This is a genomic window from Nocardia aurantiaca (assembly GCF_009708175.1).
In the GTDB taxonomy this organism is placed as follows: Bacteria; Actinomycetota; Actinomycetes; order Mycobacteriales; family Mycobacteriaceae; genus Nocardia; species Nocardia aurantiaca.
The window spans coordinates 321,740-334,727 of the sequence record NZ_WMBB01000002.1 but is presented as its reverse complement, the minus strand read 5'-3'; the positions used below and the strand labels follow the sequence as shown (position 1 = coordinate 334,727).

Sequence of the window (12,988 nt, the reverse complement as noted above, 5' to 3'; positions counted from 1 at the left end):
AATGTTGAAGTCGTATGCGAATCTGGTCGGATGACGGGCACTCCGAAACCAGCTGTCTGCGTCCTGGGTACCGGTTTGATCGGCGGTTCGGTGCTGCGCGCCGCCGCCGCCGCCGGCTATGAGGCGTTCGGCTACAACCGCTCCGAGGTCGGCGCGAAGGCCGCGCGCATGGACGGCTACGACGTGATCAGCGATGTGGAGGCGGTACTCACCCGGGCCGAGGAGCGCGACGCGCTGGTCGTGATCGGCGTGCCCATGCCCGCCATCGACACCGTCCTGTCCGATGTGAGGACCTTCGCCCCCGACTGTGTGCTCACCGATGTGGTGAGCGTGAAGGCTCCGGTGGCGGAGGCCGTGCAGCGCCACGAACTGGGAGCCCGCTATGTCGGGGGCCATCCCATGGCCGGCACCAGCGAATCCGGTTGGGCCGCATCCGGTCCCGACCTGTTCAAGAACGCGGCCTGGGCGGTCAGCGTCGATCCGGGCGTACACGCCGACCACTTCCGGCGTGTCGCGCGCCTCGCGCTGGACTGCGGCGCGGTAGTGGTGCCGGTACTCGCGGTGGAACACGACCGCGCGGTCGCCCGCATCTCGCACCTGCCCCACATTCTCGCCGAGGCCCTGGCCATCGAGGGTTCCAATGGCGGCCCGCTCGCCCTCGGCCTGGCGGCGGGATCCTTCCGCGACGGCACCCGCGTCGCCGCCACCGCCCCCGATCTGGTTCGCGCCATCTGCGAACCGAACGCCGCCGCACTGCTGGACGTCCTCGACGACACCCTCGAGGTCCTCACCCAGGCCCGGGACAGCCTGCGCGCCAACGGCACCATCACCGAGCTCACCGAGGCGGGCCACGACGCCCGCATCGACTACGAGGACAACGAGCGCTGGGTCATCACCGATGTCCGCCCCGGCGACCACAACTGGCTCACCAAGCTGATCGACGCCGGGCGCTCCGGCGGCGTCCTCACTTCGCTGGATTAGATCCGCTCGGCCAGGCCTGGATAGTCCAGCAGGAAGCCGTCCTCGTCGACGGTGACGGTCGCGCTGGAGACGGGTGAGAGCACGTGGATGCCGTCGGCGCCGCTGCTGTAGGTGAGGCTGGCTTCCTGCACCAGGAGATCGGGGAGACGGACGTAGACGACCGGCACCTGCACGTCCTCGCTGGCATGGGCCATCCCGTAGCGGCGGATGGGGAGGGTGTTGAAGAGCGGGCTCAGCACCACGTCCACGTCCAGCGCCCCGCCGAAAGTGGAGCGCACGTGAGTGGCTCCGGCGTCGATGAGCCAGTAGTTCTCCTCGTCACGGGCGATGGAGGCATGGCGTTCGCCGGTGGCGAGGGTGCTGCGCAACGACAGCCGCTTGGTGACCCCGGATTCGTCGGTGACCAGGTCATAGGACGCGCTGAAGGCGGGGTGGTCCTCACAGTCGCCGGCGACGATGCGGCCGGCTGCGCGAATCCGATTGCCGCTCAGCACCACCCGCACCGACTCCATCCGCGACCCATTGTGCGCGCGCCAGGTGAGTATGGCCGGCCACCGCGGCGTCGCCGGCTTGGCGTCCTCACTCCCGTTATCCGTCACGCCTATAACCGTAGTTGCCGGTGTCCCCGCACCAGCGCTCCCCGGCCGTAATCACCCCACCCGCGGGACATCGTGATCAACATGCAATGGTGCGGGCCGGTTCTCGGCGTTCGCGCACGCCAATGACCGCTGATCAATTGCGCCGGTGATAGCGAGGAGCTCTGAGACAAGGCATGTGGCGGGTGCTGGTCACCGTGGGGGTGCGCGGACTCGAGTACCCTGCTCTGGGCACGGGGACTTCGGGGTGAAAGGGACTGTTGTGACGGGCGCGCGGATGGTCGGCCTGTTCGCCGGCATCGGCGGGCTGGAGCTCGGGCTCGCGACGCACGGGTGGCGCAGTGAACTGCTGTGCGAGATCGACTCGGGGGCGCAGGCGGTGCTGGCCGCCCACTTCCCGGACGTGCCACTGCATTCGGACGTCACCAAGCTGCGCGGGCTGCCCGCCGGGACCGAGCTCGTCGCGGCCGGTTTCCCGTGCCAGGACCTGTCGCAGGCCGGGCGGACGGCCGGAATCACCGGGGCCCGTTCGGGTTTGGTAGACGAGGTGTTCCGGCTGGTCAAGCGCAAGAGAGGACCGCGCTGGCTGCTCATCGAGAATGTGCCGTTCATGCTGCAGCTCGGTGGCGGCGCGGCCATGCGGCACATCACCACCGCGCTCACCGAACTCGGCTACACCTGGGCCTACCGGGTGGTGGACGCGCGCGCCTTCGGGCTGCCGCAGCGACGCGAGCGGGTATTGATGCTGGCCTCCCGCACCGAGGATCCGCGGCCGATCCTGTTCGGGGTGGACGCGGGCCCGCGCGATGTTGGCGATGCGGCGCACGATCCGTGCGGCTTCTACTGGACCGAGGGCACCCGCGGCCTGGGCTGGGCGGTGAATGCCGTGCCAACGCTGAAAGGAGGCTCGGCCCTTGGCATCGCGAGCCCGCCCGCGGTCCGGCTGCCCTCGGGTGAGCTGGTGACGCCCGGCATCACCGACGGCGAGCGGCTGCAGGGCTTCGACCCGGATTGGACCACACCGGCTTTGACCGTGCCGGGCGTGCGGCAGGGGCATCGCTGGAAGCTGGTCGGCAATGCGGTGAGCGTGCGCATGGCGTCCTGGATCGCCGAGCGCGTCACCAACCCGTCCGACGATCCGGTTCCGGACGGCGAACCGCTGACCCGCCGCAGCTGGCCGACGGCGGCCTGGGGCCATCGCGGGCAGGTGCACCGGGTTCCGGTGTCCACCTGGCCCGTTCACGCGCCGTATGAGGATCTGCGCTGGTTCCTCGACGAATCCCGGCTGCTGTCCGCGCGGGCGACCGCCGGATTCCTGCGTCGCACCCGGATGGGCTCCCTGCGTTTCCCCGAGGGCTTCCTCGACGATGTCGAGAATCATCTGGAGCGCATGGGTGGCGCGCCGCGCGAGGCCGCGTGACACAGCCGACCTTGCCGGCCCAGCGGGCCGCGATAAGGATGGCCTGATGGCGGATGCGCGGCGACCGGGCACCGACGCGGCGACCAGCGCGCGCATGGCCAAGCAACGGCGGGTGGGGACGACGCCGGAGCTGGCGCTGCGGCGGGAATTGCATCGGCGCGGGAAGCGCTTCTTCGTGGACCGGGCTCCATTGCCGGGCCTGCGGCGGCGGGCCGACCTCGTCTTTCCTCGGCGCAAGGTGGCGGTGTACGTGGACGGGTGCTTCTGGCACAGCTGTCCGGAGCATGCGACGTACCCGAAGAACAATGCCGAGTGGTGGGCCGCCAAGCTGGCGGGAAATGTGGCGCGCGACCGCGACACCGACGCCCGGCTGGCGGCGGCGGGCTGGACCGTGGTGCGAGTGTGGGAACACGAGGGCACGGAATCGGCTGCCGACCTGGTGATGCGGGCGTTGACGCGCAGCATGTGACGACCATGTTTCCCAGTGCGAGACAATGGACCTACGACCGGATCAGCCGACGAGTCCGGACAGATCAGAAACTGCGGGCAGGGCAGTACGAGTAAGCGAGGCCAGCGAAAGCGAGCGCGGTGATGCAAACCGAGCAGATACCAGTCGAGGCGGCTCCGAAGGAGAAGATCCGGCAGCCGCGATGGCGACGGGCGCTGCGCTGGTTCATCGCGATCTTGATCGCGGTCGCCGGACTAGGCTACTCCTCCTGGGTCCTGGAATTCATCCTGCCCATCAACAGCAACCCGACCAATACCTTCCTGAGCCAACTGGCCGAGAAGGGCGCGCCATTCCGGTGGGTGTTCAGCACCGGCGACACCGTTTCCGGCTCCCTGCTGGTGGTGGCGGGACTTGGCGGGCTGCTGCTGTTCTCGCGGCGGCTCTACTCCACCATCGGATGGGTGGCGCTGACCTGCTTCGGCGCGGCCACCATCGCGGACGCGCAGTGGCCCATCGTGCCCGAGGATCCGAACAGGCCCAAGCGCTATGTGGACACGGGGCTGTTCCCACAGCTGCACCAGATCCACGCACTGACCAGCACGCTGGCGGTGTTCTCCATCTATATCGCGATGATCGCGTTCACCGTGGCCGCGTTCAAATACCGGCGCTGGCCGATCCTGCGGCACACCGGATTGTGGATTCTGATCATCGGTTCCGCAGTCACCGCGTGGATGCTGATCGCCGATAATCTGCCCGGCAACTACGGTCTCGGCATCGCGCAGCGCATCCAGGTGGGGGCCATGTCATTGTGGCTGGTGGCGCTGGCGGTGCAAATCGTTGTGGCCGAACGGGATTCCGGAACACCGGGCCGGCACCGGCGCACCGGGACTTCATCCGGCCACTGACCGACCCGACTGGGTAGGGTCGGTCTGGTGACCAGCGATGCGCACCTCGCCGACACCGCCGCCCTGCTCGACACCGTCGCCGCCGCGACCGATCGCCTGATCCCCGCGGTCGCCGCCCTGAGCGACGCCGATCTGGTGGAGCCCTCGCTGCTGCCAGGCTGGACCCGCGGCCACGTGCTCGCCCACCTGTCCCGCAATGCCGACAGCCTGGTCAACCTGCTGCTGTGGGCCCGTACCGGCATCGAAACCCCGCAGTACGCAAGCCAATTCCTCCGCGAGGCCGATATCGAGGCCGGCGCGCCCCGCCCCCTGCGCGAACAGCTCGAGGACCTCACCGCCTCCGCCGAACGCTGGCTGGCCCTGGCCCGGGCCATGCCCGCCGACCGCTGGCCCACCCTCGTCCGCAACCGCCAGGGCGGCGAAATCCCCGCCACCCGCATCCCCTGGATGCGCCTGCTCGAGGTGGAAATCCACCACGTGGATCTCGCCGTCGGCTACACCCCGGCCGACTGGTCCGAGGACTTCACCACCCGCCTGCTGACCCAATCCATCAGCGAGGTCCGGCCCGTGGACGGCACCGGCTTCACGGTGACCGCCACCGACACCGGCTACACCGGCACGGTCGGCACCCCGACCACCACTGTCACCGGCCCCGCCACCGACCTGGCCGCCTGGCTCATCGGCCGCTCCCCCGGCCACCACCTCACCGGCAATCTCCCCGACCTCGCCGCCTGGAAGTAATCCGGGGGACGAGGCGGTTCGGGACCGTTCATCCTTCCTGGCCGAACCATCAGGTTCGGCCAGTCGGGCCAAGGCTGAGATGCGCCGCTGTTCCGAAAGTCCCCTTCCAGTCGGATCGGGTCAGTTGGCCGGCCGCCGGACAGCGTAGACCTCATGCAGTTCGGTTCCGGCCAAGGACGGGTCTTGCCTGCTGCGCGGGGATAATCCGTGTCTGCTCAACAACTCGCAGAATTGAGCCAGTCGGCCATCGGTGTCGTGAACCTCGGCCACGACCGCGCGAATACGAGGCCAGTCCATTTCGGTAATGCCGCGCAATACGTCCAATTCCGCGCGCTCCACATCCACTTTGAGCAATCCGACCTCGGCGTCGCGGGCGTGCTCGGCCAATAGCGCCGATACCGTGGTGACCTCCACGTCGATCTGCTGACCGTCGTGCAGGCCGGCAGTGATGTATCCGATCGATTCATCATCCAGCCCGCTGTTGCGCAGAAAGATCCTGGTCGTCTCGTCGTCTTCTTCGCGGTCGGCATACAGACCGGAATTGGCCGACGCCCTTGGGTACCAGGTGAATGGCATGATCCCGGGCGCCGCGCCGACCGCAACCTGCAGCGGCACCCCCTGAGGCACATGAACGGCCATATTGCGCTGCAGACAGTGGAAAATCGTCGGTACGGGCTCGGCGGCGATGACCCGAATTCCGGGACAGGCTCCGCTGAACATCATCGCGGTGAGTCCGATGTTCGCGCCGATATCCAGGACGATCTCTCCGGGCCGCAGGTGGGCGGCGGCGTGTCGATAGAAGCCGTTGGTCGCCATCGTCTCGCGCCATAGCATCCGCGCCTCGGCCGGACTCGTGCAAGTCACCATCCTGTCATCGTCGAGTCTCAACGGCTGGAAGGTGGGCATCATACGTTGGTGAACCTTTCAGTCGGGGCCGACGACGGCCAGAGCGTCCGGGTTGCTCAGCTCTGGGCAGGCTTGCGCGCCGACGACCATGTCGGTGGCCGGTTGTGGCCTGAGACAAAGGCGCTACTCGTGGACATAAACAGTGGATCCATACTGTCTTTCCATCGAACACGAACAGTTTCCAGCTGAGGTCACTTCGCTTCTTCTCTCGCTCACGCTCGGCGACGTCGAAGCATGGCGAACCTGGTTCCTGCTGATACTCGAGATCACCTGCACGGCAACGTGGTCGACAACGAAGCGGCGTTTCTACGTCAATTAGCAGAGGCATGTTCGGCAGCGTCGATGAGTGTAGCCGCAGAGGGCGCTCTCCTACACACTTCCCAGCGGCGTTTCAGCGTTGGGCATTTCGGACCTACCGTGGCCGATTCACTTGCCACCACCGCCGAGCGCTATCGCGCTCAATTCGCCAGAGAGCCTGTATCCGAAGAGTTTCGACGCTCCATCAGATAGGCCCACAAGAGGCGCGGCCGCCATGGGCTCTTCGGACAAACCGCCATCAAGTAAGACTTGAGACCTGGAAGGCTTGTGATGCCGGGACATTCGAGAGCGCATGGTGCCCACGCGGGGTTCGAACTCAGGCGTCGCCGAGAACCGTTGCGCCGGATCAGTAGAACTCAGCCGTCGTCAACATCATTCTCGTCGACGCCACGGGCTTGCAGTCGTGTCGAACACGTCCGATCCACGCCCTCTGCCGTTTCCCCGAGGACGGCACGGTTGCGAGCAGGCGAGCGGTTCGCGCGGCGAAGATTGGAAACACGTCGGCCCACCACCAGGGCCACGGCGAGGCCGAGCAGGACCAACACCGCTACTCGACACGACACACGGTCGATCCAGCGAAGAGCATCGGCGGAGTTGGCCTTGATCGGTGGCGCCGCGTTCGCGGTGATGCCGGCTTGTGGTGCGGATGTGATGACCGAGGGCGTGATCGACGGGTTCGTAGGTGGCACCTGCTTGGTTCCTGCCGGACCTTGGGCTGGGGCCGGCCCGGCCTCACCGCTGCGTGAGGGGAGGTTGCGAGTAGCCAAGTCACGAGCCAGTGCGGTGAACCAGTCGCTGAGCACTGCGGTACTGGGGCGGCCGCTGCCGTCGGCGTGGGTATATGCGACGTGGCGGCGAGCGGTGTCAGCGAAGCGAAGCCAGGTTTGCGGGTCGAGCAGTTCCGCGTTGTCGGCACCGATCTGTCCGAGAGCATCAAAGATCTGTATCAGCAGGCGGAGCACATCTTGCTGTACCTGCCCGCGGGTCGACGCGGACCTGATCGCTGCGTCCAGCCGGGCGATAGCTGCAAGGGGGTTGAGCGTCGCGATGCTGGCGATGTCGGCGTATTCGGAGCTGGACAGCATGGTCCCGGTGATCGCAAGAAGTGTGTTGAACGCAGCGGTGGCAAGCTTCAGGAGCGCCTCGCGAGACTGTGGATCTGCCGGAACCCGCAGATCGGCCGCTTCGGCGAGGCGGATGCTGAGAGGCTTTTCCGGGGTCAACGACAGCGTCCCGAGCGAGTAGCCGTGTAGGTCCTCCTTCACCACTGCCGCCAGAGTTTTCACAATTGTCGCCTGGATTGCACGGTAGATAGACGATAGCGTCGCGACAGGGTTGTCCGGTGTGAATTCAATCTGGCCGACTATGGTCACGATCATATGCAGCAGCGGAGACCTGGTAGGTGCGTCGCAAGCGAGGTCATCGGGCAGGCACACCGAGGCAACCCGCCCGGTGAGGCGCCCGAAGTCCGCGGCGATGTCTCGCACCGGCCCGATACCTCCACCAGACGGCGTTGGAAGCGAAAACTTCGGCAGCGCAGCCACTTCTGTCCCGACAGTGCCGGGGGCCGGGTCAGGGTGGTCCTTGTCTGGATCCCCTGGAAATAGCGGCGCGGCTGGGCTACGAGTCGGATCCCCGAACAACGCCACCCCCGCTACCCTATCCGCAGGCACCGGGCCGTCTCCAGCGCCGACCTCGCGTGCGAATATCGAAACAACATGTGCACCTTGCGAATACCCGACCAACCCGAGTTCTGTATTCGGGCAACGGTAGACAACTTCGCTGGCCATTGACCGAAGGTGGGATAGACCACCGGTCATGGACTCCGCGTATGGCGCCCGGCTACCGGGCATGAATCCACCGAAAGATGCCTGGTAAGGAACATATGCACGGTTCACTACCGTCTGGCCGACGGCGGACACTACCGGTACGAAGACCGCCGACAATGCGCCAGCATCGACGGAAACGGGCGCGTCGGGCGATGAGTCACTGGTTCCCTGTACCCCAAGAAGAAACAGGCTCGGACACGAGCGCAAATCCAAGGAAGGGCCATCTGCAGGCTCACCCGCCGCCGACCCCGCCGCCATGGTGGAGGTAATGAATACGAGCGTGGCGGCCACTGACAACCTCGCGCTCGTCGACCACGCCTGCGTTTGGGGTACCAATGGACGAATCCTCCAGAAGGAACCTGCGGTCCACGGGGAACACTATGTGCAGTTCGAAGCTACAGTAGTCGCGGATGGGGCCATTCCCGTCGTGGCTGTCCCCATAACGCGCACCCTATGACCAATGTTCACATTTTGCCCGTTTTGACACGAACAAGCCCCATGACACGCCAGCTATTCGGCAGTGCTTGACGCCCTGGTCCATGGTGGATAGATTTCCGGCCGGTTCCCATCCGTGCGCCGCACGGTGCCGAATACTGTGCGGTTCGCAGGCATGATCTGCGGGGATGTCGACTCGCACGGACGGAGAACATGATGGTATTGATCTAGTCATTCCGGGTGCGTACAGGGCATGTACACACCGGGGATGACTGTCCTGCTTCGTACACGACGCAATCAATGCTGCAGTTGTTCGGAACTTCGGCAGATCCAGTTGACTTTATCCGAACTTCTACAGCGCAGGGCGGACATCATACATCCGCATACAATGCCATTATATAGCGAGGTGAAATGAGCACGAACCCATTCGACGACGAAGACGGCCGGTTCTCCGTTCTGATCAACGACGAAGAACAGTATTGCCTGTGGCCAAGCTTTGCCGATATCCCGAACGGGTGGCATCGAGCGTTCGGCGAGGACAGCCGAAAAGCCTGCGTGGAATACATCGAGACGAACTGGACCGACATGCGTCCGAAAACCCTGAGACAGTCGATATCCGCCGCTGCCGCAACAGCTCAGGTCAGCGACGTTTGACCTGAGATCGAACTAGCGCGTGCGTACGAGAATTTCCGGTTGTAACCGCTGCTTCTGGACTCGGCCCATCAGGTCAACAAGGAAACCCGAACGGCGCACGGCAGCAATTGGTTCCAGCTGTCGAGCATGTCACCGCATCGCAGCCACCGGCCGTATCCGCCCGCCGACCGCAGCTTCGGCATCGCAGGGCCATGGCCGAAACTCGGCGTTCGGCGCACCGGACCGCAACGCGGCGGCATCCTGCCCGACGCTCGCCGCGAACCTGAACACACCCGCGCCTTCCGGGCGTGACTGGCGCGGCGCCGAGGCCCCATCGGCTGCCTCGGACGAGGATTCGGGCTGCGCCGCAGCCGGGTGCGAAGCTTCGACCATGGAGGAGCTCGATGAAACCCCAGTACGTGTATCGGTGGGTCAACAGTCACGGGGTGATTCGCCTGTTCAAAAAGGCATCGCTTCGTCGTGATGACCTGTTCGCACGGTTGAACGGCAGCTCGGAGGGCATCGAGAATCCGTACGCTCTGATCGAGGAGATGCGCGGGCAGGGCGGGTTGCACCGGGTGCTTCCGGTGTGGATCACCTTCGATCACGATGTGGTCCGGGAGATACTGCGCGACAACCGTTTCGGTGTCGGTGTGCCGACCGTGATCGGTGTGCCGCGGCCCGTGCGGCGCGCGCTGGAGCGCCGGCCCGTCCCACCGAACCCGGCCGATCCGCCGTCGATGCTGGTGATCGACCTGCCCGAGCACACCCGGATGCGCAAACCGGTCGCCGCGGCCTTCACCCGTCGTGCCATCGGCCGGCTGCGCGACCGGATCGAGACCGTTACCGAGGAGCTGCTCACGGCGCTGCCCGACGATGGGCCCACCGATCTGGTGGCGCGATACGCGGCGCAGGTGCCCATAGCGATCATCTCCGAGATGCTCGGCTTCCCGGACTCCGACCGCGAGATGTTCCTGCGCTGGGGCGACGACATCAGCCCCCTGTTCGACCTCGGGATCTCCTGGCGGACACACCAGCGGGCGATGGAATCCTCGGAGGGGGTGCACCGGTATCTCATCGAGCACATCGAGCGCCTGCGCGCCGAACCCGGCGACGACATCCTCAGCAGCCTGGTCACGGCCGGCGATCTGAACACCTACGAACTGTGCGCGTCGGCAACCCTGCTGATGGCCGCGGGCTTCGAGACCACGGTGAACCTGATCGGCAAGGGCATCGTCTGGTTGCTGGGCCACCCCGATCAGCTGAACCGGTTGCGCGCCGAGCCACAACTCTGGCCCAATGCGGTGGAGGAGATTCTCCGGATCGATCCGCCGGTGCTGACCACCATTCGCACCACCCGTACCGCGCTCGAGATCGGCGGTGTTCGGCTGCGCAAGGGGTCGACCGTGGTGCTGTCGCTGGCCGGCGCGAACCGTGACCCCGCCGTGTTCACCGATCCGGCACGTTTCGACATCACCCGGGACAACGCCAAAAACCATCTGTCCTTCAGCAACGGCATCCACGTGTGTGTGGGTGCCGGTCTGGCCCGTATGGAAGCAGCGCATGCCCTGCGCGCACTGTTCGAGATGTTTCCGGACCTGCGATTGACTGATCCGCCCACCCGGCGGCCGCTGTTCACTTTGCACGGTTACGAGCGCCTTCCCGTGCACACCGGTCCGCGCGTCCGCAGCCGCCAGTCCATCGGCTGATCCGCGACTGCGCCGTGCTGTTCGCGGGCCGCAACAGGGTTCGCCGCCGACGCACGGCGGGGGCCCCTGACCTTCGGCAGAATCGAAAGTACGGCGGCCGTTCGGATGATCGTGACCAAATGCACCGCCGCACAGTGTCATTGACTGAACTAGCGCTGTAAGGCGGGCGGTCACCTGAAACCACCCGGTTGTCAACCTACGAGCGTCTCCGACATCAGCCGGTCCCTTCCCGCCGGCCGCCAGGCCGGCAAGAAGGGACCGAGATCAGATCGAACGCTATGCCCGCATTTCCGTTGCAACAACCCATTTCGGAGGTGTTGTGCAGGCAGTCGGAAGATGATCAGCATTCGTTCATGAACCTTTCTATGACCGACCGCGACAATGCCACGGCCACCAGCGATTCCAGCCGCACAGCGTGCTCGGTCAGCCGAGCGGCCGGCCCGGCGGTTCAGCTCCGAATAGGTCGGCTGCGCCGCACCATCGGTCACCGCGACCACGTCCGGCCGGGCCGCGACCCGGTTGGTGAACAGCTCCGTGAGCATCGCGCCGGCGACCAGGCCGCCTTCCCCGGCCGCTGAACCGACGACGTCAGTGCGTGAGAACAGCGGGTTGAGCCGGGAACCGCCAGTTCACAGGGTTCCGCCACGATCCATCGCCGAAACGTGAGCCGACTCAGGTCGAACGTCGTTGTGATCGTGTGTTTTCCATCAACTCATCGCGCGCCGCTGCGGATGCGGATCAGCGGTGTCGCGCGAGCCGGTCCGCCTTTGTCCGGCAAGGGCACAACCGGCAGCGCTTCCGAAAGCGGACAAAAGCGGACTCGAAATGCATTGCCCCAGTGATGGTTTCAGAGCGTTAATGGTGTAGCCGGGCTGCCATCAGGCAGAGCATATCCCGGCATAGAAGAATAACCAATATAGGAGGCAATGCCATGCCTACAATCACGAGCTTATCGCCGACCGCGGGGCCGACTTCCGGGGGTAACAGTGTAATTATCACCGGTACAGATTTCATCGGCCCGGCGTCAGTGTCGTTCGGTGGCTACACCACATATGCCACAGTGAATTCCCCGACGCAGATTACTGCGACCGCTCCCGCCGGGACGGGTACGGTGCTGGTCATCGTCACGACCGTGAACGGCCCGAGCAACGGAGTTCCCTACACCTACGGCGCTCCCGCGTTGACCTCGATCAACCCAACTTCCGGACCGGCGGCCGGTGGCACCCAGGTTACATTGACCGGCACTGGCTTCACAGCTACGAGTACAGTCAAATTCGGTGCGGCGACCGCCACGATCGTCAGCGTTACCCCCACGCAGATTGTTGTGAAGGCTCCCCCGGGGACGAGCGGGGTGCAGGTCACTGTGACCGATACGGGAGGCACGAGCAACGGAATTTTGTACACCTATTCGCCGGTTCCGACACTGACTGGGGTCAACCCGCCCTCGGGACCGGCGGCAGGAGGTACAGTGGTCACCCTCACCGGCACCGGGTTCATCGGCGTTGTCGGAGTGTATTTCGATAACCTTCCGGCAACCTCATTCACGGTGAATTCCCCGACACAAATCACGGCCACCACGCCGGCGACGTCGCTTGCGCCACCCATTGCGGTGCAGGTCGTTGTCGCGACCGGAGGCGGTCTTGCCACGAACGTTTTCCAATACACCTAAGGCGGCCACTTAACCGCTCCGCGCCCTGAGGTAGGTGCACACTACCCAGGGAAGCTGGCGGTATGCGTGATTCTGAAGGGGCCGACCTGGTTCGCCGGGTCGGCCCTCTCGCCCCAAAGCCCGCGGTGAGGCTGCATGATGGGGTGGCGTGGTAGCCCGTGGCGGTGAGCTGGGCGATATGGTTGAGGGCTCGGCGTTCGGTGTTCGCGGGGGTGACGTGGTAGCCGGGTCCTAGGTCGTGGAACCGGGTGCCGGGGTTGGTCAGCAGGTTCCAGATGATGACCAGGATCGAACGGGCCACCGCGACAAGGGCCTCGAGCTTGCCGCGGCGTTCGATGATGCGCCGGTAGCGTTTGCCGGGGACTCGGCGCCGACCGCGACCTGCAGCGGCACGCCGG

General features: G+C 65.6%; 12 protein-coding genes. 9 read left to right on the top strand and 3 right to left on the bottom strand.

The window, feature by feature from the left end; genetic code table 11:
• The first annotated feature begins 30 nt into the window (after positions 1-30).
• Positions 31-981 (top strand): prephenate dehydrogenase, encoded by a 951-nt coding sequence (locus GLP40_RS04835; protein WP_154786592.1) that lies wholly within the window; start codon positions 31-33, stop codon positions 979-981.
• Here the strand turns inward: GLP40_RS04835 and GLP40_RS04830 are convergent.
• Entirely contained in the window at positions 978-1,580 is a 603-nt protein-coding gene (locus GLP40_RS04830) for a putative glycolipid-binding domain-containing protein (RefSeq protein ID WP_328289695.1), read from the bottom strand. The genes GLP40_RS04835 and GLP40_RS04830 overlap by 4 nt on opposite strands.
• A 274-nt stretch (positions 1,581-1,854) precedes the next feature.
• On the opposite strand from GLP40_RS04830, the gene GLP40_RS04825 reads away from it, so the two are divergent.
• From GLP40_RS04825 to GLP40_RS04810, 4 genes are all read left to right on the top strand, one after another.
• Positions 1,855-2,997, top strand: a complete 1,143-nt coding sequence (locus tag GLP40_RS04825) for a DNA cytosine methyltransferase (protein WP_154786847.1) — start codon at positions 1,855-1,857, stop codon at positions 2,995-2,997.
• Between the two features lie 46 nt (positions 2,998-3,043).
• Positions 3,044-3,466: a very short patch repair endonuclease gene (locus GLP40_RS04820; protein WP_154786591.1), complete on the top strand. Its 423-nt coding sequence runs from the start codon at positions 3,044-3,046 to the stop codon at positions 3,464-3,466.
• A 122-nt stretch (positions 3,467-3,588) separates the two neighbouring features.
• Positions 3,589-4,350, top strand: a complete 762-nt coding sequence (locus tag GLP40_RS04815) for a DUF998 domain-containing protein (RefSeq protein ID WP_154786590.1) — start codon at positions 3,589-3,591, stop codon at positions 4,348-4,350.
• Positions 4,351-4,377: 27 nt separating this feature from the next.
• Positions 4,378-5,091, top strand: a complete 714-nt coding sequence (locus GLP40_RS04810; RefSeq protein WP_328289694.1) for a maleylpyruvate isomerase family mycothiol-dependent enzyme — start codon at positions 4,378-4,380, stop codon at positions 5,089-5,091.
• A 120-nt stretch (positions 5,092-5,211) separates the two neighbouring features.
• On the opposite strand, the gene GLP40_RS04805 is transcribed toward GLP40_RS04810, so the two are convergent.
• Positions 5,212-6,000: an FkbM family methyltransferase gene (locus GLP40_RS04805; RefSeq protein WP_154786589.1), complete on the bottom strand. Its 789-nt coding sequence runs from the start codon at positions 5,998-6,000 to the stop codon at positions 5,212-5,214.
• A gap of 671 nt (positions 6,001-6,671) precedes the next feature.
• On the bottom strand, positions 6,672-8,402 hold the full coding sequence (locus GLP40_RS04800) for a cutinase family protein (RefSeq protein ID WP_230329284.1): 1,731 nt from the start codon (positions 8,400-8,402) through the stop codon (positions 6,672-6,674).
• Between the two features lie 588 nt (positions 8,403-8,990).
• Between GLP40_RS04800 and GLP40_RS04795 the strand changes: the two genes are divergently transcribed.
• The 4 genes from GLP40_RS04795 to GLP40_RS04780 all read left to right on the top strand — a co-directional run bounded on the left by GLP40_RS04795 (position 8,991) and on the right by GLP40_RS04780 (position 12,590).
• Entirely contained in the window at positions 8,991-9,233 is a 243-nt protein-coding gene (locus GLP40_RS04795; RefSeq protein WP_154786587.1) for an MbtH family protein, read from the top strand.
• Between the two features lie 383 nt (positions 9,234-9,616).
• Positions 9,617-10,921, top strand: coding sequence for a cytochrome P450 (locus GLP40_RS04790; RefSeq protein ID WP_154786586.1), 1,305 nt, complete (start codon positions 9,617-9,619; stop codon positions 10,919-10,921).
• A gap of 353 nt (positions 10,922-11,274) precedes the next feature.
• Positions 11,275-11,499: a hypothetical protein gene (locus GLP40_RS04785; protein ID WP_154786585.1), complete on the top strand. Its 225-nt coding sequence runs from the start codon at positions 11,275-11,277 to the stop codon at positions 11,497-11,499.
• Positions 11,500-11,852: 353 nt separating this feature from the next.
• On the top strand, positions 11,853-12,590 hold the full coding sequence (locus GLP40_RS04780; RefSeq protein WP_154786584.1) for an IPT/TIG domain-containing protein: 738 nt from the start codon (positions 11,853-11,855) through the stop codon (positions 12,588-12,590).
• Positions 12,591-12,988 lie beyond the last annotated feature (398 nt).